The organism is Jatrophihabitans cynanchi, assembly GCF_027247405.1.
GTDB classification, from domain to species: domain Bacteria; phylum Actinomycetota; class Actinomycetes; order Mycobacteriales; family Jatrophihabitantaceae; genus Jatrophihabitans_B; species Jatrophihabitans_B cynanchi.
This window is the reverse complement of sequence record NZ_CP097463.1, coordinates 932,757-953,071: the sequence shown is the minus strand read 5'-3', so window position 1 is coordinate 953,071 and position 20,315 is coordinate 932,757. Positions and strand designations below refer to the sequence as shown.

Below are 20,315 nucleotides of genomic sequence, written 5' to 3'. Positions count from 1 at the left end.
CGTCCGGTGCCCGGTTACCGGTTCCGCGAGGCCGCCGAGCTGCTCGGCGTCAGTGACGACACGCTGCGCCGCTGGGCCGACAGCGGCCGGCTGCAGACCACCCTGGACGAGGCCGGCCGGCGCAGCGTCGACGGTGCCGTGCTCGCCCGCTTCGCCGAGCAGAACGCGACGCCCACCCCGGACGCGGCGCCGGTGCACCGCGAGTCGGCGCGTAACCGGTTCGTCGGACTGGTCACGCGGGTCGTGCGGGACAGCGTGATGGCGCAGGTCGAGCTGCAGTGCGGGCCGTACCGCGTGGTCTCGCTGATGAGCCGCGAGGCCGCTGACGAGCTGCAACTCGAGCCGGGCGTCACCGCGATCGCGTCGGTCAAGTCCACCAACGTCGTGGTCGAGGTTCCCGGAGCGCCGGCATGAAACGCGCCGCAGCCCTGCTCGCCGCACTCGCGGTTGTGGTCGCCGGCTGCTCGTCCTCGGCCGACCCGTCCGGCGGCGCCCGCGACGGACTCGCCGGGTCGATCACGGTCTTCGCGGCGGCCTCCTTGACCGACCCGTTCCGCGCGCTCGGCACCCAGTTCGAGCAGGCGCACCACGGGACGAAGATCGTGTTCAGCTTCGGCGGCAGCTCGGCGCTGGCCACCCAGATCGACGAGGGCGCGCCCGGCGACGTCTTCGCCTCGGCCGCCACCAAGAACATGAGCGACGTGACCGAGGCGGGCAACGCCGCCGACCCCGTGACGTTCGCGAAGAACACCATGCAGATCGCGGCGGCGCCCGGGAACCCGGAACACGTCACCAGCGTCGCCGACCTGGCCAAGCCCGGCATCAAGGTCGCGCTGTGCGAGGCGACGGTGCCCTGCGGCGTCGTCGCGGCCGAAGTGCTCGCCAAGGCCGGCGTCAGCGTCAAGGCGACCGCGAGCGAGCCCGACGTGAAGTCCGTCGTCGCCGTGGTCGAGTCCGGCGAGGTGGACGCGGGCGTCGTCTACGTCACCGACGTCAAGGCCGCGGGGGACAAGGTCGTCGGCGTCCCGATACCCGACGCGCAGAACGCCACCACCGACTACCCGATCGCCACCCTCAACGGCTCGAAGAACGCGACCCTCGCCAAGGCATTCGTCGACTACGTGCTGTCGGCGGACGGGCAGCGGGTGCTTGCCGCCGCGGGGTTCGGCTCACCGTGAGGCACCGGCGGACGCCCGGCGGGTCGGGCACCCCGCTGCTGCTGGTGCCGCCCGCGGTGGTCGGCGTGCTGTTCCTGCTCGTGCCGACGCTGGCGATCCTGGTGCGCGCACCGTGGAGCAGCCTCGGTGCGATCTACCGTGACAACGACGTTGCGGCGGCGCTCAAGCTCTCGCTCGTGACGTCGCTGCAGGCGCTGCTGCTCTCGCTCGTGTTCGGCGTCCCGCTGGCCTGGGTGCTCGCCCGGATCCGGTTTCCCGGGCTCGGCCTGGTCCGCGCCGCGGTCACCATCCCGCTGGTGCTGCCGCCGGTCGTCGGCGGGGTCGCGCTGTTCCTCGCGCTCGGGCGCAACGGGATCGTCGGCCGTTACCTGGACGACTGGTTCGGCATCACGCTGCCGTTCTCGCAGCACGGCGTGGTGCTGGCCGAGACGTTCGTCGCGATGCCGTTCCTGGTGGTCACGCTGGAGGGGGCGTTCCGCACCGCCGACCGCGCGCTGGAGGAGGCCGCCGCCACGCTCGGTGCCCGCCGGCTGCGGATCTTCACCCGGGTGACGCTGCCGCTCGTGGTGCCCTCGCTGGTCGCGGGCTCGGTGCTGTGCTGGGCGCGCGCGCTCGGCGAGTTCGGTGCCACCGTGCTCTTCGGCGGCAACGTCCCGCAGTCCACCCAGACGATGCCCACGCTGATCCTGACCGCGTTCCAGCACCAGCCCGAGGACGCCGTGGCACTGAGCCTGCCGCTGCTGCTCGTGGCCGTGGTGCTGCTCGGCGCGCTGCGGGACAAGTGGCTGCGCCCGGCGGCGGCATCGTGAGCCTGCATTTCGCCGGTGCCGTGCAACGCGGGCAGTTCCGGCTGGACGCGGACCTGCGGGTCGAGCCCGGCGAGGTGCTCGCGCTGCTCGGGCCGAACGGTGCGGGCAAGACGACGCTGCTGCGCGCGGTCGCCGGCCTGCTCCGGGTGGACACCGGACGCGTCGAGCTCGCCGGCGAGCAGCTGGACGGCCCGGACGTGTTCGTCCCGGCCGACGAGCGAAAGCTCGGCGTGGTCTTCCAGGACCACCGACTGTTCCCGCACCTGCGGGTGCTCGACAACGTCGCCTTCGGCCTGCGCACGCAGCACGTCAACCGCGGTGACGCGCACCGGCAGGCGCAGGAGTGGCTGACCCGGCTCGGGGTCGGCGAGCTGGCCCGCCGGCGCCCCGGCCGGCTCAGCGGCGGCCAGGCGCAGCGGGTCGCCCTGGCGCGCGCCCTCGCCTGCCGGCCGCGCGCGCTGCTGCTGGACGAGCCACTGGCCGCGCTCGACGTGCAGACCCGCGCCGAGGTGCAGGGCGAGCTGCGCGAGCACCTGGGCGCGTTCGCCGGGCCGACGCTGCTGGTCACCCACGACCCGATCGAGGCACTGCTGCTGGCCGGCCGGATCGTGGTGCTCGAGCACGGCGAAGTGGTGCAGCAGGGCAGTCCGGCGGAGATCACCTCCCGCCCGCTCACCCCGTACGTCGCCCGGCTGGTCGGCGTCAACCTCTACGCCGGCATCGCAGCGCACGGCGTGGTGCGCCTCGACGGCGGCGGCACGCTCGTGGCGCCCGATGCCGTGGACGGGCGCGTGCTGGTGGCGCTGCGGCCGTCGGCGCTGACCGTGCACACCAGCGAGCCGCACGAGGTCAGCGCCCGCAACGTCTGGCCCGGACGGGTCGAGTCGTTCGCGCCGCTCGCCGACCGGATCCGGCTGACCGTGCGCGGCGAGCAGAACGTGCTGGTGGACGTCACCGCGGCAGCGGTCGCCGACCTGGGCCTGCGGCTCGGTTCGCCGGTGTGGCTGGCGGCGAAGGCCACCGACGTGAGCGCCTACCCCGCGCCCGCGGCCGCCGGACCCGTGGCAGGCTGAGGGCGTGCCGGCACAGATCACCGTTCGTTACTGGGCAGGCGCGCGCCGCGCGGCCGGGACGGCCGAGGAGTCGATGAGCCTGAACACCATCGCCGAGCTGCGCGCCACGCTGAACGCCCGCGCCGGCATGGACCGGCTCGCGACGGTCGTGTCCTTCCTCGTCGACGGGCAGCAGGCCGGCGAGGCGGTGCGGTTGCACGACGGCGCGGTGGTCGACGTGCTGCCGCCCTTCGCCGGTGGGTAGCTCGGGAAGCGGGGTGCGTCGATGTCCGCACGGATCCTCAAATGGGCCCTGGCGGTGCTGGCCGGTTGTGCGGTCGCGGCGGGGCTGGTGGTGGTCGGCCGGCTGACCGTCAGCACCTCGCACGCCCGCGCCGACGGTTACGGCGACGGCTACTACGCGGGCCTGGCGACCGGTCAGGCGCAGGGCGAGCGGATCGGCCGGGCGCTGCAGGAGGGTTCGCAGCTGCCGCCGCAGGCGCGCGAGCCGGTGAAGCAGGCCTTCGACGACGGGTACGTCGCGGGCGCGAACGACGCGTACGGCGACTACGACGGCGGCTGGGCGCTCGGTACTCCCTATCTGATCACACTCGAGCCCGGCGCGGACAAGATCACCTACCGGATCGCCTCGCGCACCCTGCTGGAACGGGGCGTCGCCTACTACCTGTGCCCCGACGGCAAGACGCTGTGCCAGGCCCCCCGATGACCGGCGCCGGGCGGTACGGCACGGTGGAGCCATGACGCTGACGATTCGTGAGCAGCGACCGGACGAGTGGGCGGGTATCCGGGCGCTGATCGACCGCGCGTTCGCCCCCGACCCGGCTGCCGGACTGCTCGCGCAGTGGGTGCACGAACACGGGCCGGTGCTCTCGCTCGTCGCCGAAGAGGAGGACCTGCGGCTGGTCGGGCAGGTGCTGTTCGGCACCTTGCAGTTGGTCAACGACGACGACGCGGTGGACGTGTTGTGCCTGTCGCCGCTGAGTGTCGAGGCCGAGTTCCGCGGACGCGGCATCGCGCGCGCACTGGTGCGGCACGCGCTCGCGCAGCTCACCGACCGACCCGAGCCGATCGTCGTGCTCGAGGGCGACCCGGCGCTGTACGGCAAGCTCGGGTTCCGGCCCGCGTCCGAGTTCGGCATCGAGCGGCCGTCCGACCTGATCCCGGAGGCGGCCTTCCAACTCGTCCCGCTGCCGGCCTACCGCACCGGGCTGCGCGGCCAGGTGCGGTACCCGCAGTACTTCTTCGACATCGGTGCCGTCGGCCCGTGACCGACGTGCGCCTGACCGTGCTGGTGCGCGGCCGCGTGCAGGGTGTCGGGTTCCGCTACTGGGTGCGTGGCGCGGCCGGCGACCTCGGGCTGCGCGGCACTGCCACCAACCTGCCGGACGGGCGGGTCGAGGTGATCGCCGAGGGACCGCGTGCCGCCTGCGAGCAACTGCTGGACGCGCTCGGCAGCGACCGGCCACCCGGCTGGGTCGGCGACCTCACCCACACCTGGGGCACCGCGCAGGGCCTGACCGGCTTCCGGGCTCGCTGACCGTCGCCGCGAGCCTGGGGCCTGACGTGGTTCGGCTAGATCGGATCAGCCGCTGACCGTAGGGCCGGCGCGTTCGATCGCGAACCGGATGATCACCCGGCGGTCGCGCTGCATCGCGGCGCGGTAGGCGTCCCAGTCGTCGTGCTCGCCGGACCCGCGCCGGTAGTAGTCGACGAGCAGGTCCATCGCCTCCGGCAGCGAGACGATCTCCGCGGTGCCCTCGACCTGCACCCAGTCGCCGAAGAACGCGTCGGTGAACACGGCGAGCGCCACCCGCGGATCGCGCCGCAGGTTGCGCACCTTCATCGCCGGCTCCCGGGTGCTGATCATCACCCGGCCGTCGTCGTCGACCACGGCCAGCACGGGGGAGAGTTGGGCGCGACCGTCGGAACGGAAGGTGGCCAGCGTGCCGCGATGGTTGCCGCGCAGGAACTCGACCGCGCCCGGGGCGTCCATCAGCGCTGGAACGTGCCGACGACCTGTGCCCGGGCAAGGGTGTGGAACACCAGGTTGAAGGACACCACGGCGGCGCTCGCCTCGTCGTCGACACCGAGGGAGTCGACGTCGACCGCGTGCACCACGAAGTAGTAGCGGTGCGGGCGGTCGCCGTCGGGCGGGTAGCAGCCGCCGTAGTCCTTGCTGCTCCAGTCGTTGCGCACGTGGAACGCGTTGCCCGGCAGCGCGGCACCGGCTGCGCCCGCGCCTTGAGCGAGCGACGTGGTGTCGGCCGGCAGGTCGACCAGCACCCAGTGCCAGAACCCCGACGGCGTCGGGGCGTCCGGGTCGTAGCAGGTGACGACGAAGCTCTTGGTGCCTTCCGGGAAGCCGCTCCAGCTCAGTTGCGGTGAGCGGTTCGCGGCGCCGTCGGCCGCACCTTCGTAGGCGAACGTCGCGGGCAGCGCGTCGCCGTCGGCGAAGTCGCTGCTCGTCACGCTGAACGAGCCGACCTGCGGCAACTTCTCGTACGGATCCTGCACGGCGGGGCGATCGAGGGACATGCGCTGGCTCCTCCTGCATGCTGGGTGCTGTCCCTCCGACCCTAGAGTGAATGCGGACGGCGTGAAAGCGGACGGCGACGTAGGGGAGAGCACATGGGCGGCGGGCCGCTGGTCGTCGGCATCGGCGGGTCGGCCGGTCCGGAGTCGGTCACCGGGCGGTTGCTGCACGACTGTCTCGCGCTGGCCGCCGCCGCGGGCGCGCGCACCGTCGCGTTCGACGGCGACACCCTGGCGGAACTGCCGATCTTCAGCCCGCACGACCTGCAGCGCAACGCGATCGCCGACGAGTTGGTCGACGCGGTGCGCGGCGCCGACGCGGTGCTGATCGCGACCCCGGGCTATCACGGGGCGATGTCCGGGCTGGTCAAGAACGCCCTGGACTTCCTGGACCTGCTCCGCGACGACGACCACCCGTACCTCGACGGTCGCGCGGTCGGCATCATCGTGTCCGCCGCCGGCTGGCAGTCCTGCGGCACCGCCCTGGTATCGGCACGGTCGGCAGTGCACGCCCTGCGCGGCTGGCCCACCCCGTACGCGCTGACGATGAACTCGGCCGAGCAGCAGCCCGACGAGCCGAAGGTGATCGCCGGCCTGCAGCTCCTGACCGATCAGTTGCTGGAGTTCACCTCGTGGCGGGCGGCGGCCGGCTAGGCCCCGCGCCGCGGCGCCTGGAGCCCGAGCCGGCGCTGCTCGATGATCAGGCAGCGGTCCTCGACGTACAGCAGGCCGGCGTCCTCGGCGATGCGCCGCGCCTCGTCCGAGGCGATGTGCAGCTGCAGCCACAGCGCGCTCGCACCCGCGGCGACCGCCTGGCGCGCCACGTCCGGTGCGTGTTCGGACGGGCGGAACACGTCGACCAGACCCACCTGTTCGGGCACCTCGGCCAGCGAGCGGAACACGCGCTCGCCGAGGATCTCGTCGGCGTGCGGGTTGATCGGGATGATCCGCCAGCCGTGCTCCTGCATGTGCGCGGGCACGTAGTGCGCCGCCTTCTCGGCGGCGTTGCTGGCGCCGACGACGGTGATCGTGTCGTAGCGGCGCAACACGGTGTCGACGACCTCGTCCATCGCAGTCATGTGCTCCACACTAGGCTCGCCCCGTGCAGGGACCCGGAACGCTCGACTGGACACCGCAGTGGCACGCACTGGTCGCCACGCCGGTCGCAACCGCGCTGCACGCCGGCGTGGCCGACGTGCTCGCCGCGCCGATCGATCCGGACCTCGCCGACACGGCGGCGTTCTGCGCCCAGTACGGCGTGCTGATGCAGGACTCGGCGAACTGCGTGGTGATCGCGGGCCGTCGCGGCGACAGCACGTCCTACGCGGCGTGCGTCGTGCTCGCGACCACCCGGGCCGACGTCAACACGGTGGTCCGCAAGCGGTTGGACGCCCGCAAGGCATCCTTCGCGCCGATGGACGACGCGGTCGAGCTGTCCGGCATGGAGTTCGGCGGGATCACCCCGATCGGGCTGCCGGCAGGGTGGCCGGTGCTCGTCGACGCGGCCGTCCTCGAGCGTGAGGTCGTGGTCATCGGCAGTGGTCTGCGCCGCTCCAAGCTCGCGCTCGCCGCGAGCTCGCTCGCCGCCCTGCCCGGGGCCGAAGTGATCGACGGGCTCGCCCGCTGACCTCAGCTGGTGCCCGCGATGCTCAACCCGGGGCGCTTGCGATGCACCGTCAGGTAGCTCAGCCCCTGCGCGCCGGCCTCGATGGCGCGGCGCGAGCGCCGCGGCAACCACACCAAGGCGCCTTCGGTCAGCGGCACGTCGGCCGCCTCGCCGACCACCCGGCCGTCGCCGGCGAGCACGAGAACCAGCACGTCCAGGTCCGGGCCGACGTGCGAGTCGATCTGCCCGCCGGGACGCAGCCGGATCACGTTCGAGTCCAGCTGGCGCGGCTCGGGACGCAGCCGCCACGCCGCGCCGCCGCCCGCCGCCGCGCCGCCGCCCGCCGCCGCGTCGTCGGCCCCGGCGGCCGCCTCGAACGCGTTTCCCAACAGGCACGGCAACTGCTCATGGACCTCGGGGTCGGCGTTCATGCACCGATCGTATTCTTCCAATTTCGGCTTGGGTAAAGTCCCCGGAAGCCGACGAGGAGGCCCTGCCATGAACAAGATCTCGCTCACCGCGATGGCCCGCCAGCACCTGGCCAGCGCGACGGAGAACGCGAGCGGACGCAGCGCGCACACCGTTTACGGCGGCCACGAACACGTGCTGCGGCAGACGCTGGTCGCGCTCCGGTCCGGCGTCAGCCTGGACGAGCACGAGAGCCCCGGCGAGGCGACGCTGCAGGTTCTGCACGGCCGGGTCCGGCTGACCGCCGGGCAGGACGAGTGGGACGGCGCCGTGGGCGATCACCTCGCGATCCCGGACAGCCGGCACGCGTTGCTGGCGCTCGAGGACTCCGCCGTGCTGCTCACCGTCGCCGTGCGCCGCGACAACCGCTGACGCTGTCAGCGGTCGCGCCCCGACTGCGGGTGCTCGCGCTGCACCTGCAGGTGCTCGCCCAGTGGGCCGACCCGCAGGCCGCGGCCGCGACAGGTGTCCACCAGCCAGGGCAGCGCCGCGAGCGCGCTGCGCCAGGACTGCGGGGCCGAGGTGGTGTCGGCGTCGTGCAGCAGGACCACCGCGCCGCCGTCCAGATGCGAGCCGAGCCGCTCGCGCACCGTGGCCGCAGTCGCAGACGCGTGCCAGTCCCGTCCGTCGGCGGTCCACAGCACGGGGGTCAGCCCGAGCCGGCGCGCCGCCCAGAGCCCCGACCCGGTGGTGATGCCGTGCGGCGGGCGCCAGTAGCGCGGCCGGACGCCGGTGACCTGCTCGATCAACCGCACCGTCCGGTTCATGTCCGACAGGACGGCGCGCGGCGAGCGCAGCAGGTGCGGGCGGTGCACCCAGCCGTGCACGCCGAGCTCATGACCCTCGGCGAGGATCCGCCGGCCCAGGTCCGGATGCTCGCGCAGGCACGAGCCGAGCACGAAGAAGGTGGCGCGCACATCCGCCGAGCGCAGGGCGTCCAGGAACAGCGGGGTCGACTCCGGTGCCGGCCCGTCGTCGAACGTCAGCGCCACGTGGTCGCGGGCCGGCACCCCGTAGAGCCGCGGCGTCGCGGCCCGGCGCAGCGGCGCGATCGAGGCGACGCTCGGCACCGCGTGCGCCGCCCACCCGGCGCCGACAGCGGCCAGCGTGCCGGCCCGCACCGCCCGGTTCATCGCCCGGCTCCGTTCATCGCCCGGCCCCGTTCATCGCGCGGCCCCGTCGAGCGCCGGGGCCGCCCGGGCGGCCCGCTGGATGAGCGTCGCGGCGTCCGCCCCCCGGAACGGGTCCACGCCGGGGTGCGCGACGGCCGGAGCGGACGCCAACGCCGACGGCAGCTCGGCGACCCGGTCCACGCAGCGGATCAGCCCGAGCGAGCGCAGTTCGGCGGCGTTCACCCGGCCGTGGCCGGGCAGCGGGTGACAGCACACGACCGGGACGCCGCAGGCGAGCGCCTCCCAACAGGTCTGCCCGCCCGCGTTGTCGACGAGCAGGTCGGCCGCCGCCAGGTACTGCGCGAGCTGAGGGGTCCAGGGCACGGCCAGCACGGCCGGATGCGCACGCGCGTAGCGCAGCGCGCCCTCGTCGCGGCCGCACAGTGCGAGGACCTGCCACCCCGGCGCGTCGGCGAGCGCGTCGAGCGTCTGCCGGAACCGGCCGACCGCCCAGCTGCCGGCGTTGACCACGGCGATGCGTGCGTCAGCCGCCAGACCCAGGGCCGCGCGGGCCTGCGCGCGATCCGGCGGCGGTGTGAACTCCGGACGCAGCACCGGGGCGACCCAGGCGACCTCGCGGGCCCCCAGCGCCGCCAACCGCGCGGCCGTGTCGCGGGTGTAGGCGAGATGCAGGTCGACGTCCGGACTGATCCAGTACGGATGTGCTCCCGGATCGGTCACCAGCGTCACCAGCGCTGTGCCGATGCGTCCGCTCGCGCGTAACCGGCCGAGGCACTGCGCCGCCAGGTTGTAACAGCTCACCACCACGTCCGGGCGGTGCTCGGCGACCGCGTCGGCGAGCGCCCGCTCGAACGGCGCCGCCCCCGCCGCGGTGAGCCGTTCCATCGCGTGCGGGGCGTGCATCCAGAACCGCATCGACGCGTCGTAGAGCCAGGGCGCGTGATCGAGCAGCAGCCGGTAGGTGCGGCGCAACCGGGTGCCCGCGGAACCGGCCAGCTCGAGCAGGTCGACCACGACCGCCTCGGAACCTGCCGCGCGCAACCGGCGGGCGAGTTCGTCGGCCACCGCGGTGTGGCCCGCTCCCATGCTGGCCGTCACGACCAGGGCACGACCGCGTGGTGTGCTCGGCACGTCGTTCAACCCCTTCGACCGGAGCGTTCGCGTCCATCCGCTGCGCCGGAAGGCTTCCCGCGCACCGGGGCCGGCAAACTGCGCGCGCTACGGTCCGTTGATCGGCAACGGAAACGGGTAGAGCTGTGAAGTGCTGTGGTGACGGAACTCAGCTGGTCAGCTTGGGGATGGCCGTCGCTGCGGCGGCGTCCAACGCGCTGTCGAGCGTCATGCAGCGTGAGGCGAACCGCAAGCGCAGCGAGGAGACGTTCGGGCTGCGCCTGCTCGGCTCGCTGGTGCGGCAACCGGCCTGGCTGGTCGGCGCGGCCGCGATGCTCGCCTCGTTCCTGCTGCAGGCGGGCGCTCTGAGCCGCGGCGAACTGTCCTCGGTCGAACCGGTCCTCGTTCTCGAGCTGCCGATGACGCTGATCCTGGCCTCGGCCGTGCTGCACCACCACCTGCTGCTGCGTGACTGGGCGGGGATCGTGACCATGACCGCCGGCCTCGTCCTGTTCGTCGCCCTGCTGTCACCGTCCGGCGGGGACGCCGCGCACGTGTCGGCACTGGTGTCGCTTCTTGCCACCGTCGGCACCGCGGCCGGGATCGCCGCGCTGACCGCGTTCGCCGCGGCCGGTCCGGCTCGCAGCCGCGCCGCGTTGTTCGGCGTCGCCGCCGGCAGCGGGTTCGGCCTGACCGCCTCGCTGATCAAGGTGGCGATGGCCCGGCTCAGCGCGGGCGGGGTCGTCGGGCTGTTCACGGCCTGGCAGACCTACGGGTTCGCGGTGACCGGTGTCGCCTCGGTGGTGCTGATCCAGGCTGCGCTGCACGCCGGGACGCTGGTGGCGGCCCAACCCGGCATCACCTTGTTCGACCCGCTGGTCTCGCTGCTGTGGGGCACGGTGGTGCTCGGGGAGACGGTGAGCACCTCGGTGTCGGCACTTGCGCTGGCCGCCCTCGGCGCCGCGATGATCGCCGGCTCGGTCATGGTTCTCGCCCGCTCCTCGCAGCGGGCCGCGGAGCTGGCCGACAGATGATCTTCGCAGCCGGCTTGGTAGCCGCGGTCAGCCTCGGGCTCGGCTGGGTGCTCCAGCAGCGCGCGGCCGCGCGCGCCCCGCTGAGCGAACTGGTGTCCTGGCGGCTGCTGGTGCACCTGGCCCGGGTGCGTGACTGGCGCTTCGGCATCGCCGCGATGGTGTGCGGGCAGGTCCTCGGTGCGGTGGCGCTCGGGATGGGTGCGGTCGCGCTGGTCGAACCGCTGCTGTCGACGAATCTGCTGTTCGCGTTCGTGATCGCGGCCGCGTTCGCGCGCAAGCGGGCTACCCGGCGCGAGGTCGGCGGTGCGCTGCTGCTGTCGGCCGCCCTCGGCGTGTTCATCGCGGTGGGTGACCCGCACCGGGTCGAGCACCCGAGCCCGCCGCCGATCGCGCTCGCCGGGTTGGTGCTGGTGGTGGTCGTCGGCTCGGCCCTGGTACTCGTCGTGATCGGCCGCAGCGCGCGCAACCTGGTGGCCGAGGCGATCCTGCTGGCGACCGCCGCCGGGCTGATGTACGGGCTGCAGGACGCGGCGACGCAGCAGGCGCTGGACACCGCGAACCGGCACGGCGTCGCGGCGCTCGGCACCTCTATCTGGACGTACGTCGTGATCGCGTCCGCGATGATCGGCATCCTGCTGTCACAGAGCGCGTTCGCGTCCTCGCGCCTCGACCACTCGCTGGCGCCGACTGCGGTCGCCGAGCCGATCACCGGCGTCACGCTCGGCGTCGCGGTGTTCGGCAACACCCTGTCGGTAAGCCCGGGCGCGCTCGCCGTGGAAGCGGTCTGCGTGATCGCGATGATCGCCGGCACCGTCGAGATCGTCCGGTCACCGACGCTCAAACGCCATCACGCGTCCTCGCGGCCCTCCTCGGCCGAACCGGACGACGGCTGCCCGCCGGAGGACGGCTGCCCGCCGGACTCGTCGACGACCGGGAACTCCTGACCGTCCGGCAGGCTCGCGGGCGTGCCGCGCAGCGCGTGCACCGTCGAGTTCAGGAACGCGACGAACGGCACGGCGAGCAGCGCGCCGACGATGCCGGCCAGCAGCGTGCCGGTCAGCACGGCCAGCGCGATCGCCAGTGGGTGCACCTCGACACTTCGGCTCATGATGAACGGCTGCAGCACGTGACCCTCGATCTGCACGAGCAGGATGATCGCCACCGCGACCACGATCGCCCCGGTCACACCGTGCTCGAGCAAGGTGACGGCGACGCACAGCGCGCCCGAGACGGTGAGGCCGACCAGCGGGATGAACGAGCCGAGGAAGATCAGCACGCCGAGCGCCGCCGCGAGCGGGACGTTCAGCACGACCAGCACGATGCTGATCGTGATGCCGTGGAACAGCGCGATGAGCAGTTGGCCGCGCATGTAGCCGCCCAGGCTGCCCCAGCCGACCCGTCCTGCGTGATCGAGCTTCTGCTGGGCGGTGCGCGGGAACAGCCGAACCACCCAGTCCCACACCATCTCGCCGTCGCGGAGCAGGAAGAAGGTCGAGAGCAGGATCAGCAGCAGCGCGCCGAGCGCCTCGACGACCGTGCGGACGGTCTCGATCGCGCCGCTGATCAGCTGGCCCTGATGGTCCTTCACCGCGGTGCTGATGTTGTCGGCCAGCTTGTCCAGGTCGGCGGACTTCAGGTGCAGCGGCCCGGTCTGCAGCCAGGTGCGGGTCTTGTCGACGAAGTCGGTGATCTGCGAGCCGAGCTGGTCGGCGTGCGTGGTGATCTGCCAGACCACGAACCAGCCGATGCCGCCGAGCACGGCGATGCCGATCAGCAGCGCGATCGCCGCCGACAGCGAGCGCGGCTTGCGCACCAGGCCGTTCAGCCGCCGCTCGAGCGGGTGCAGGATCGCGGTGAAGAACAGCGCCAGGACGAACGACAACGCGACGAGCTCGATGCGGTCGAAGATGCGTGCCAGCACGTACACGCCGAAGCCGAGGAGGAGCAGCCGCCACGTCCAGGACGCCGCGACGCGGACCTCCCAGGTGACCGCCTCGGCCGAGTTGCGGCGCCGGCGCGGCTCGTCGGCGGGCTCCAGCTCGTCAGCGGGCATCGTCGACCTCCCGGACGAGGCGGCAGGCCGCGCGCAGCACCGGCAGCGCGAGCAGGCCGGCGGTGCCGTCGCCGAGCGTCAGGCCCAGGTCGAGCACGCACCGCAGGCCCATCGTGGCGACCGCCTGGGTGTGGACCGGGTCGTCGATCCGGTCCGCCGCCACCCACCAGCGCACGGCACGCGGGTACTGCTCGAAGCCGACCAGCGCGGCTGCCACCGCACCCGGGCCGTCGAGCAGGACCGGTGTGCGCCGCGCGGCCGCCCGCAGCACGAACGCGGCGGCCGCGGCCAGCACCGGGTCGCCGAGTTCGGCGAGCAGCGCGCCGGGCTCGTGCCGCTGGCCGCGCACCCGCAGCCGGGTGTCGCGCACCTCGGCGGCACGCCGCATCCAGGCGGACGCGTCGACGGCGTGCGCCCCCCGGGCCAGCACCCGGACCGGCTCGAGATCGGTGAGCACGGACACGGCGACCGCGGCCGCGATCGCACTGCCGGTGACCGCCGCGACGACCAGATCGGTGCCGCGCTCGGCCTCGTCGTCGGCAACCGAAGCGCCGGCCGCGCCGGCCGCGGCGAGGTCCCCGGCAGTCTCGGCGCTGTCGGCGGCGCTGTCGCCGGCGGCGCCGGTGTCGACGACGCGCACGTCGGCGTCCAGGTCGGCGGCGAGGTCGGTCACCGCGTCCGAGGCGGGCGCGCCGAAGGCGACGACGCGCACCCGGCCGACCGGGCGCGGCGGGCCGGCGCCCTGCGCGCCGCCGAGCCACTCGGCCAGGTCTGCCAGGCGGCCGAGTTCGGGGCCGGCCAGCTCGCGGGTGCGGGTGGCGGCGACGTGATCCGGCCAGTCGACGTCGGCACCGAACGTCGCGAGGTCGACGGGGGAGCTGGCCATGGGGCTAAGTATTGCGGGCACCTACGCGGAAGCGGCGCCAACAGGCCGCGCGTGCCGTCTCGTCAGTCGGGGAGCGGGCGGTGCCGGTGCTCCGGCCCGGCGCCCGGTGCCGGCCCCGGATCCGGTGCCCGACGGCCGCGCCCGAGGCGGGTGTTGTCGCGCCTGTAGTGGATTGCCCCGGGATCCGGGGCAATCCACTACACGTGGGGCGCACAGGGGGTCGAACCCGGCCGCGGAGGCTGCACGAACATCGCGCAAAGCCGGCACCGGGGCCGGCGGATCGCGGGACCGCAGTGCCTACGGAGCGAACTCGACCGGGGCGTCGAATGCCGCCCGCCGGGCCGCACGCCGCAGGGCCAGCAGCACCGGACGCCCGACGAGAAGCAGCGCGAGCGCGGTGACGACGGCGCGCGGGACGTCGAAGCCCAGGCTGGTGGTCACGCTGAACGACAGCCAGCGGCGCAGGTTCTCCGCGAGCGGGGCGTCGGGCAGGAAGGCGACGGCACCGGCGGTGCCGACGTTCGCGCTGCCGAACGGCCAGAACCAGAGGTTGAGCACGAACCCGTACGCGATGCTGGCGAGCGCCCCGTAGCCGGCGAGCAGCACGAGCTCGGCGCGCCCACGCGCCGGCGGTAGCACGCCGGCGAACATCCCGATCCAGCCGGCCGCGAGCATCTGGAACGGCAGCCACGGCCCGCCGCCGCCGGTCAGTGCCGCCGAGGCGAACATCGCGACGTTGCCCAGCACGAAGCCGAAGCCCGGTCCCAGCACCCGTCCGGCGGGCACCAGCAGGAAGAACATCAACTGCACGCCGCTGACCCCGCCGGTCACCGGCCGCAGCACCGCGCAGATCCCGGCCAGCACCCCGAGCAGCGCCACCGCCTTGGCGTCCATGCCGCCGTCGGCGATCTCGGCGGCGACCACGAGCAGCAGCAGCGGCAGCATCAGCAGGAAGATCCACGGCGCGTCGCGGGCGTGCCCGCTGTCGGCCGAGGTGAACCCGATCAGCAGCGGCCAGCTGAACGCCCCCACCCCGACCAGGGTCACCGTGACGATGGCGGCGAGGGCGCGCGGGCGCAGGCGCAGCGCGTTCACCCGGCCTCGCTCTCGACGTGCGCCGCGGCGAGCGTCTCGACGACGTCCGGCACGGTCAGGTACGGCAGCGGCGCGAGGATCTTGGCCACCTGTGGCGCGAACATCGGCGTCTGCAGCACCACCTCTCGGCTCGGCCCGTCGGCGACCACCTCGCCGTCGGCGAGCACGATCGTGCGGCTGCTCACCTCGGCGGCCAGTTCGACGTCGTGCGTTGCCAGCACGACGGCGTGCCAGTCGGCGGCGAGCTCCCGCAGCACCGCGACCAGTCGCGTCTTCGCCGGGTAGTCCAGTCCGCGGGTCGGCTCGTCGAGCAGGACGAGTGGCGGCGCCGATGCGAGCACCACGGCGAGCGCGAGCGCCAGCCGCTGCCCCTCGGACAGGTCGCGCGGGTGCCGGTCGCCGTCCAGTTCGCCGGCGATGCGCAGCAGCAGCCGGGCGCAGGTGCCGGCCGGGGCGGCGGCGTCCCGGTCCGCCTGCGCGCACTCGGCGGCCACCGTCTCGCCGTAGAGCAGGTCGGCGGGCTGCTGCGGAACCAGCCCGACGCGGTCGGTCAGCGCCCGCCCGCGCAGCCCACGCGGATCCAGCCCGCCGACGCGCGCCTCCCCGCCGGCGGGGCGCACCGAGCCGGTGAACGCGGCCAGCAGGCTCGACTTGCCGGCCCCGTTGCGTCCCATCAGCGCCAGCACCTCACCGGCGCGCACCTGCACGTCCACCTCGCGCAGCGCGCCCACCGTGCCGTAGCGCACGGACAGGCGGTGCGCGTGCGCGAGCACCTCGCCGGCGACCGGCCGCGCGGTCGGCCGCGGTGTCGCGGGAAGCCGCTCGCGCAGGGCGACGGCCGGGCGGCGGGCATCGCGCACGGTGAGCGGCAGCGGGTCCCAGCCCAGCGCGCGCCCGAGCTCGACCACCGGCGGCGCGATCGGGGTGCGCGCCATCAGCGCCGGCGGCGCGCCGAACTCGACCGGTGCGCCGCCGCCGGGCAGCCACAGCACGGTGTCCGCGTACTGCACGACGCGTTCGAGCCGGTGCTCGGCCATCAGCACGGTCAGGCCCAGGTCGTGCACCAGCCGCTGCACCGCAGCCAGCACGTCTTCGGCTGCCGACGGGTCCAGTGCGGAGGTCGGCTCGTCCAGCACGAGCACCCGCGGGTGAGCCGTGAGCACGGCGCCGATCGCCACGCGCTGTGCCTGCCCGCCGGACAGCGTCGAGACCGGACGGTCACGCAGCTCCACCAACCCGAGCAGGTCCAGGGTGTCCTCGACGCGCCGCCGCATGACGTCCGGCGCGAGGCCGAGCGACTCCATCGTGTAGGCCAGCTCGTCCTCGACGGTGTCGGCGACGAACGAGGCGGACGGGTTCTGCCCGACGACCCCGACGACGTCGGCGAGCTCGCGTGGCGGATGGGTGCGGGTGTCGCGTCCGGCAACCGTGACCCGCCCGGACAGCCGCCCGCCGGTGAAGTGCGGGACGAGGCCGTTGACGCAACCGAGCAGGGTGGACTTGCCGCTGCCGGTGCTGCCTACGACCAGGCACAGCTCGCCCTCGGGCAGCAGCAGGTCGACCTCGCGCAGCACGGGCGCCTCGGCACCGTCGTAGCTGACGCTCACCCGCTCGAACTCGATCACGGTGCCGCCACCGCCAGCCGCGCGCGCGTCGTCGCGGTCGGCACCGGAGGCGTGGCAAGGGCGGGCAGCGCCGCGACGAGCGTGGCCAGGAACGGCACCAACTCCAGCCCCGGCCAGGCGAACGGGACGCCGGCGGCGGGGGAGCCGGCCACGGTGATCTGGTAGGCCACGACCACGGCGGCCGCGCACCCCACCACGAGCGTCTCGGCCCAGCGCCAGTGGTCCGGACGGTACCGGGTGCGTCGCCCTCTGCTGCCGGCCAGCAGGCCACCGGCAAGCGCCACCGCCGGACCGGCGACCAGCAACGCCAGCCCCACACCGTGATCGCGAGCGCCGCCGATCACCTGGTAGGTGCCGGCCACCGCGCCGGCGAGCCCGAGCAGCAGCGCCGCCGCGCTCGCCCGGCGGGCCATGGCCGAGCGTTCGGCGCGACGGCCGTACCCGCGCGAATCCATCGACGCGGCAAGGTGAATCGCACGCTCCAGCGCTTCCTCCAGCACCGGTACGGCGATGCCGCGCAGCCCGCGTAGACCGGTCATCGGCCGCCCGCGCAGCCGCTGCGCCGCGCGCACCCGCACCACCGACTCGGCGAGCTGCGGCACGAACGTCATCGCGACCACGATCGCCACACCCACCTCGTAGAGCGCCGCGGGCAGGATGCGCACCAGCCGCGCCGGGTGAGCCAACGCGTTCGCGGCACCGAAGCAGGCGACCAGGACGGCGAGCCGCAGCCCGGCGGTGAACGCGTTCAGCACCGCCTCGCCGGTGATCGGCCCGCCGAGCGAGAGCCCGTTCAGCCACGACGGTAACGCCACCGTCGGCAGGCGGAACAGCACATGGCCGGGAACGCGGACACCGATCAGCAGTTGCAGAGCCATCGTGAGCACGACCGTGACCGCGCCGAACTTGAGCAGCAGCCCGTACGCGTTCGCCCACGGCGCCTGCCCCCTGCGGGCACTCACCACCACCCCGGCAACCGTCGCGATCTCCAGCAGCAGCAGGGGATTCGTCGTGCGCATCGCGGCGTACGCCAGGCCGAGCGCCCACAGCCACCAGGCCGCCGGGTGCAGCAAGCGGGGCAGCGCGGTCACGGCCCGGCCCGGCGTCTGCTGAACCAGTAACCGGCCCCGCCCAGCACGGCGATCGCGCCGACCGCGAGCGCCGTTCCCCACGGCGGGAACGCCGAACGCGACGTCTGCTGCGGCCGCTGCGCGGCCTGCGCCGGCACTGCGGCGGTGCTGCTCGCGGTGTCGCCGGTGCGCAGGGATGTGGGGGTGTTCGACGGCGTCGCGGTCGGCTTCGGTGCTGCCACGGTCGACGTGCGCGCGGCGCGCGTAGTCGAAGCCGGGGAGCGCGCGGTGTCGGCCGTGGTGCCGGCCGGCTGCCTGGTGCGGGGCGAGCTCGACGTCGCCGGCGCGCGGTGGGTGGAACTCGCCGGCGGCTGGTGCGTGCTGCCGCGCGGCCGGCTCGGTGCAGGGGTCGGGTCCTGTCCGCCGCAGATGGACGCGTAGCTGCCGGACGGCGGCGGTGGCGTGGACCCGTTCGCCGGCACGTAGGACCAGCCCTCCACCGACCCTGCCGCGGGCTTCGTCGACGCCGGACCGGCCGAGCTGTACACGCCGTTGCGGAAGTAGGCCCAGTAGGCCTGCTGCGGGTCGGGCGCGCTGGGGCGGCCGTCGATCTGCAGCACCATGCCGGTGTACGGCGCGCGGTTGCCCCAGGTGACATGGACCGCCGCCACCAGCACGTCCGCCCCCGTCATACCGCTGTGCCAGTCGACGCACACCGCTCGATCGCCCGCGACCACGACTGCTACGTGCGTCGGCGCGGCACTCGCCGGTGCTGCCTGCAGCCCGGCGGTCGCGGCGGCACCGAGTGCTGCCGCCGCGACGAGCCGGAGCGCTCGCGCTGTCACGGACGGCGCCGGCGCCGTCCGGCGTACGTGGCCAGGCCGCCGAGCAGCACCAGCCCGGCGCCGAGTACCAGTTCGGCACGGGTCTGCCGGCCGTCACGGCCGGTGCAGGCCAGCTGGGCCGGGTCGCAGTTGCTCGCGTCGACCCCGTTCTGGGCGGTGGTCGGCGCGGTCGTGACCGCTGCCGCGGTGACCGTGAACGACGTCCGGCTGCTCAGCCCGGACTGCCCGGTGAGCACGACCGTGTGCGTGCCGGGCGCCAGGGTGCGCGGCACGGTGAAGTGCAACCGCACCGTCCCTCTCGAATCGGCGCGCACCGTCCCGAGCGCGACCGGCGCGGAGTGCAGGACTCCGGACACCTTCTCGCCGGCGGCGAAGCCGGTGCCGGTGATCGTCTGCGCGCCACCCTGGCGCACCGAGGCGGATTCGAGCGCCGGCCGTGCCAGCGCGAGCACCGGCACGGTCGCGCTCGCGCCCGCGGCGGTCAGCGTCGCGAGCGAGGCGTGCTCGGCCAGTCCCAGCACGCCGTCGGCGGTGGCCTTGATCGACGACGAGGCGTCGAAGGCGCCCTGGAACTTCAGCGCCCCGCGGCGCGCCCCCACCCCGACCGTCGGCCCGTCCGTCACCTGCTGGGAGGCCAGCCACGTTCGCGAGCTCGCCACGTCCTTGCCGACACCGTCGAGCGCGGCGGCGGCTAGGCCGGTCGAGTCCACGTCCGGGCCGCCCTGAGCCACCCAGTAGCCGGCCCGCGAGCGCTGCCCGAGCAGCCACGTGGCGGCTCTGCCGAGCTCCGTGGAGTGCCCGCCGAGCGCCTGCAGCGCCATCACCGCGTACGCGGTCTCGTCCACCGACGCGTTCGTGTCAGTGGTGCACTTCGTGGTCAGGCCGGTGAACCCGCCGCCCGGGCACTGCAGGGACAGGAAGTACGTGCTTGCCGCGGCAGAGGGCTGCTGGCCGCCCCGCGCCTGCGCCAGGATGGCGAGCGACTCGGACACGCTGGAGAAGATGTTGCGCGCGCTCCCGATGCCAGGACACGTCGGGGTCGTGTAGTCCGTACTGCTCGCCGGTGCCGACACGGCCGTGCACTCGTCGTCGGCCAGGGCCTGCTGCAGGTTCAGGTGATCGGGGCCGAAATCAGCAGGGTTCGCACCGCTCACCTCGGCTGCGAGCGCGTACGTCGCGACCGAGCCGTCGTAGGGACCCGGTGACATCCCGGTGCCCAGGTTCGCGTCGCCCTTGGCCTGCGTGCCCATGTAGTGCAGCACCTGTTCCATCTGGTCCGAGCCGACCTTCGCGGCCGCGAGCGCGAACAACCCGCTGGCGGTCAGGCCGCCCCAGTAGTAGGCGGTCGACGAGCCAGGCGTCTTCGGGTACGTGAAGTGATTCCCGTCGACGAACTGGTGCGCGAGCCAGCCGGCGGCGGCGACGGTCGGGGAGGTGGTGGTGGCCGGCGCCTGCGGTGCGGCGACCGCGGGAGAGGACACGAACAGCGCGGTGGCGGCCAGTGCTGCCACCGCCGCGGCGAACGGGAGACGGACGGACATGGGTGCGGCCCTTCGTGGAAGGGGCCAGGGCGTGAGTCGCCTGGCCGCACCGGGCCGGCGCGCGCATGGGCGGGCAACCGGTCTGGCGCACCCACACGGACTCCGCGCCGCGACCTCGACGGCGTGTTTGTGGAGCGGTGTCCCGGGCAGGCATTCCGACTCGTCCCACGATGACGCTGCGGAACCTCACGGTTGCGGGTCAGTGCCGGATTTCGACCGGCTTCCCCCGTCCAGGATGGGTTGTGCGTTTCGAATGC

At 73.9% G+C, this 20,315-nt stretch carries 26 protein-coding genes; 13 read left to right on the top strand and 13 right to left on the bottom strand.

Annotated elements, in window-relative coordinates:
- Positions 1-6: 6 nt before the first annotated feature.
- The 8 genes from M6B22_RS04670 to M6B22_RS04635 are packed head-to-tail and all read left to right on the top strand — an operon-like array spanning position 7 to position 4,597.
- Positions 7-414, top strand: a complete 408-nt coding sequence (locus M6B22_RS04670) for a TOBE domain-containing protein (protein ID WP_269444618.1) — start codon at positions 7-9, stop codon at positions 412-414.
- A complete protein-coding gene (gene modA / locus M6B22_RS04665; protein WP_269444617.1) occupies positions 411-1,178 on the top strand; it encodes a molybdate ABC transporter substrate-binding protein in 768 nt (255 codons plus the stop codon). Before M6B22_RS04670 ends, modA begins: the two co-directional genes overlap by 4 nt.
- Positions 1,175-1,987 carry an ABC transporter permease gene (locus tag M6B22_RS04660; protein WP_269444616.1) on the top strand — a complete coding sequence of 271 codons (813 nt, stop codon included), beginning with the start codon at positions 1,175-1,177 and terminating at the stop codon, positions 1,985-1,987. The genes modA and M6B22_RS04660 overlap by 4 nt, the downstream gene beginning before the upstream one ends.
- Entirely contained in the window at positions 1,984-3,060 is a 1,077-nt protein-coding gene (locus M6B22_RS04655; protein ID WP_269444615.1) for an ABC transporter ATP-binding protein, read from the top strand. The genes M6B22_RS04660 and M6B22_RS04655 overlap by 4 nt, the downstream gene beginning before the upstream one ends.
- 4 nt (positions 3,061-3,064) lie before the next feature.
- Positions 3,065-3,304 carry a MoaD/ThiS family protein gene (locus M6B22_RS04650; protein WP_269444614.1) on the top strand — a complete coding sequence of 80 codons (240 nt, stop codon included), beginning with the start codon at positions 3,065-3,067 and terminating at the stop codon, positions 3,302-3,304.
- 21 nt (positions 3,305-3,325) lie between these two features.
- The gene (locus M6B22_RS04645; RefSeq protein ID WP_269444613.1) at positions 3,326-3,766 is read left to right on the top strand and encodes a hypothetical protein; all 441 of its coding nucleotides are present in this window, start codon (positions 3,326-3,328) and stop codon (positions 3,764-3,766) included.
- Between the two features lie 31 nt (positions 3,767-3,797).
- Positions 3,798-4,328, top strand: coding sequence for a GNAT family N-acetyltransferase (locus tag M6B22_RS04640; protein WP_269444612.1), 531 nt, complete (start codon positions 3,798-3,800; stop codon positions 4,326-4,328).
- Positions 4,325-4,597, top strand: coding sequence for an acylphosphatase (locus tag M6B22_RS04635; RefSeq protein WP_269444611.1), 273 nt, complete (start codon positions 4,325-4,327; stop codon positions 4,595-4,597). The genes M6B22_RS04640 and M6B22_RS04635 overlap by 4 nt, the downstream gene beginning before the upstream one ends.
- Positions 4,598-4,642: 45 nt before the next feature.
- Here M6B22_RS04635 and M6B22_RS04630 read toward each other — a convergent pair whose 3' ends face one another.
- Both M6B22_RS04630 and M6B22_RS04625 read right to left on the bottom strand, forming a co-directional pair.
- Complete coding sequence (locus M6B22_RS04630) at positions 4,643-5,053, bottom strand: PPOX class F420-dependent oxidoreductase (protein ID WP_269444610.1); 411 nt, start codon at positions 5,051-5,053, stop codon at positions 4,643-4,645.
- A complete protein-coding gene (locus tag M6B22_RS04625) occupies positions 5,053-5,595 on the bottom strand; it encodes a YbhB/YbcL family Raf kinase inhibitor-like protein (protein ID WP_269444609.1) in 543 nt (180 codons plus the stop codon). The genes M6B22_RS04630 and M6B22_RS04625 overlap by 1 nt, the downstream gene beginning before the upstream one ends.
- Positions 5,596-5,688: 93 nt before the next feature.
- On the opposite strand from M6B22_RS04625, the gene M6B22_RS04620 reads away from it, so the two are divergent.
- Complete coding sequence (locus tag M6B22_RS04620; RefSeq protein WP_269444608.1) at positions 5,689-6,246, top strand: NADPH-dependent FMN reductase; 558 nt, start codon at positions 5,689-5,691, stop codon at positions 6,244-6,246.
- Here the strand turns inward: M6B22_RS04620 and M6B22_RS04615 are convergent.
- Entirely contained in the window at positions 6,243-6,671 is a 429-nt protein-coding gene (locus M6B22_RS04615; protein WP_269444607.1) for a CoA-binding protein, read from the bottom strand. The genes M6B22_RS04620 and M6B22_RS04615 overlap by 4 nt on opposite strands.
- A 23-nt stretch (positions 6,672-6,694) precedes the next feature.
- Here M6B22_RS04615 and M6B22_RS04610 point away from each other — a divergent pair, with 23 nt between their 5' ends.
- Positions 6,695-7,219, top strand: a complete 525-nt coding sequence (locus M6B22_RS04610; RefSeq protein ID WP_269444606.1) for a YbaK/EbsC family protein — start codon at positions 6,695-6,697, stop codon at positions 7,217-7,219.
- A 2-nt stretch (positions 7,220-7,221) separates the two neighbouring features.
- Here the strand turns inward: M6B22_RS04610 and M6B22_RS04605 are convergent, their stop codons facing one another.
- A complete protein-coding gene (locus M6B22_RS04605) occupies positions 7,222-7,629 on the bottom strand; it encodes a cupin domain-containing protein (RefSeq protein WP_269444605.1) in 408 nt (135 codons plus the stop codon).
- Between the two features lie 67 nt (positions 7,630-7,696).
- Here M6B22_RS04605 and M6B22_RS04600 point away from each other — a divergent pair, with 67 nt between their 5' ends.
- The gene (locus M6B22_RS04600; protein ID WP_269444604.1) at positions 7,697-8,038 is read left to right on the top strand and encodes a cupin domain-containing protein; all 342 of its coding nucleotides are present in this window, start codon (positions 7,697-7,699) and stop codon (positions 8,036-8,038) included.
- 5 nt (positions 8,039-8,043) lie between these two features.
- On the opposite strand, the gene M6B22_RS04595 is transcribed toward M6B22_RS04600, so the two are convergent.
- Positions 8,044-8,799, bottom strand: a complete 756-nt coding sequence (locus M6B22_RS04595) for a polysaccharide deacetylase family protein (protein ID WP_269444603.1) — start codon at positions 8,797-8,799, stop codon at positions 8,044-8,046.
- A gap of 30 nt (positions 8,800-8,829) precedes the next feature.
- Positions 8,830-9,930: an MGDG synthase family glycosyltransferase gene (locus M6B22_RS04590; protein WP_269444602.1), complete on the bottom strand. Its 1,101-nt coding sequence runs from the start codon at positions 9,928-9,930 to the stop codon at positions 8,830-8,832.
- A 167-nt stretch (positions 9,931-10,097) separates the two neighbouring features.
- On the opposite strand from M6B22_RS04590, the gene M6B22_RS04585 reads away from it, so the two are divergent.
- Entirely contained in the window at positions 10,098-10,943 is an 846-nt protein-coding gene (locus tag M6B22_RS04585; RefSeq protein ID WP_269444601.1) for a DMT family transporter, read from the top strand.
- Complete coding sequence (locus M6B22_RS04580) at positions 10,940-11,887, top strand: DMT family transporter (protein ID WP_269444600.1); 948 nt, start codon at positions 10,940-10,942, stop codon at positions 11,885-11,887. Before M6B22_RS04585 ends, M6B22_RS04580 begins: the two co-directional genes overlap by 4 nt.
- Here the strand turns inward: M6B22_RS04580 and M6B22_RS04575 are convergent.
- From M6B22_RS04575 to M6B22_RS04545, 7 genes are all read right to left on the bottom strand, one after another.
- Entirely contained in the window at positions 11,791-12,996 is a 1,206-nt protein-coding gene (locus M6B22_RS04575) for an AI-2E family transporter (RefSeq protein WP_269444599.1), read from the bottom strand. The genes M6B22_RS04580 and M6B22_RS04575 overlap by 97 nt on opposite strands.
- Positions 12,986-13,882 (bottom strand): nicotinate-nucleotide--dimethylbenzimidazole phosphoribosyltransferase, encoded by an 897-nt coding sequence (locus M6B22_RS04570; protein ID WP_269444598.1) that lies wholly within the window; start codon positions 13,880-13,882, stop codon positions 12,986-12,988. Before M6B22_RS04570 ends, M6B22_RS04575 begins: the two co-directional genes overlap by 11 nt.
- Before the next feature lie 297 nt (positions 13,883-14,179).
- The gene (locus tag M6B22_RS04565) at positions 14,180-14,977 is read right to left on the bottom strand and encodes an ECF transporter S component (RefSeq protein WP_269444597.1); all 798 of its coding nucleotides are present in this window, start codon (positions 14,975-14,977) and stop codon (positions 14,180-14,182) included.
- Positions 14,974-16,602: an ABC transporter ATP-binding protein gene (locus M6B22_RS04560; protein ID WP_269444596.1), complete on the bottom strand. Its 1,629-nt coding sequence runs from the start codon at positions 16,600-16,602 to the stop codon at positions 14,974-14,976. The genes M6B22_RS04565 and M6B22_RS04560 overlap by 4 nt, the downstream gene beginning before the upstream one ends.
- A complete protein-coding gene (locus tag M6B22_RS04555; RefSeq protein ID WP_269444595.1) occupies positions 16,599-17,693 on the bottom strand; it encodes an energy-coupling factor transporter transmembrane component T in 1,095 nt (364 codons plus the stop codon). The genes M6B22_RS04560 and M6B22_RS04555 overlap by 4 nt, the downstream gene beginning before the upstream one ends.
- A complete protein-coding gene (locus tag M6B22_RS04550) occupies positions 17,690-18,517 on the bottom strand; it encodes a hypothetical protein (protein ID WP_269444594.1) in 828 nt (275 codons plus the stop codon). Before M6B22_RS04550 ends, M6B22_RS04555 begins: the two co-directional genes overlap by 4 nt.
- Positions 18,514-20,058, bottom strand: a complete 1,545-nt coding sequence (locus M6B22_RS04545) for a prenyltransferase/squalene oxidase repeat-containing protein (RefSeq protein WP_269444593.1) — start codon at positions 20,056-20,058, stop codon at positions 18,514-18,516. The genes M6B22_RS04550 and M6B22_RS04545 overlap by 4 nt, the downstream gene beginning before the upstream one ends.
- Positions 20,059-20,315 lie beyond the last annotated feature (257 nt).

Coding starts and splice junctions, on each gene's coding strand:
- modA (WP_269444617.1), top strand. CDS start 411: ATGAAACGCGCCGCAGCCCTGCTCGCCGCACTCGCGGTTGTGGTCGCC.
- M6B22_RS04645 (WP_269444613.1), top strand. CDS start 3,326: ATGTCCGCACGGATCCTCAAATGGGCCCTGGCGGTGCTGGCCGGTTGT.
- M6B22_RS04640 (WP_269444612.1), top strand. CDS start 3,798: ATGACGCTGACGATTCGTGAGCAGCGACCGGACGAGTGGGCGGGTATC.
- M6B22_RS04630 (WP_269444610.1), bottom strand. CDS start 5,053: ATGGACGCCCCGGGCGCGGTCGAGTTCCTGCGCGGCAACCATCGCGGC.
- M6B22_RS04625 (WP_269444609.1), bottom strand. CDS start 5,595: ATGTCCCTCGATCGCCCCGCCGTGCAGGATCCGTACGAGAAGTTGCCG.
- M6B22_RS04620 (WP_269444608.1), top strand. CDS start 5,689: ATGGGCGGCGGGCCGCTGGTCGTCGGCATCGGCGGGTCGGCCGGTCCG.
- M6B22_RS04615 (WP_269444607.1), bottom strand. CDS start 6,671: ATGACTGCGATGGACGAGGTCGTCGACACCGTGTTGCGCCGCTACGAC.
- M6B22_RS04605 (WP_269444605.1), bottom strand. CDS start 7,629: ATGAACGCCGACCCCGAGGTCCATGAGCAGTTGCCGTGCCTGTTGGGA.
- M6B22_RS04600 (WP_269444604.1), top strand. CDS start 7,697: ATGAACAAGATCTCGCTCACCGCGATGGCCCGCCAGCACCTGGCCAGC.
- M6B22_RS04595 (WP_269444603.1), bottom strand. CDS start 8,799: ATGAACCGGGCGGTGCGGGCCGGCACGCTGGCCGCTGTCGGCGCCGGG.
- M6B22_RS04585 (WP_269444601.1), top strand. CDS start 10,098: ATGGCCGTCGCTGCGGCGGCGTCCAACGCGCTGTCGAGCGTCATGCAG.
- M6B22_RS04580 (WP_269444600.1), top strand. CDS start 10,940: ATGATCTTCGCAGCCGGCTTGGTAGCCGCGGTCAGCCTCGGGCTCGGC.
- M6B22_RS04575 (WP_269444599.1), bottom strand. CDS start 12,996: ATGCCCGCTGACGAGCTGGAGCCCGCCGACGAGCCGCGCCGGCGCCGC.
- M6B22_RS04570 (WP_269444598.1), bottom strand. CDS start 13,882: ATGGCCAGCTCCCCCGTCGACCTCGCGACGTTCGGTGCCGACGTCGAC.
- M6B22_RS04545 (WP_269444593.1), bottom strand. CDS start 20,058: ATGTCCGTCCGTCTCCCGTTCGCCGCGGCGGTGGCAGCACTGGCCGCC.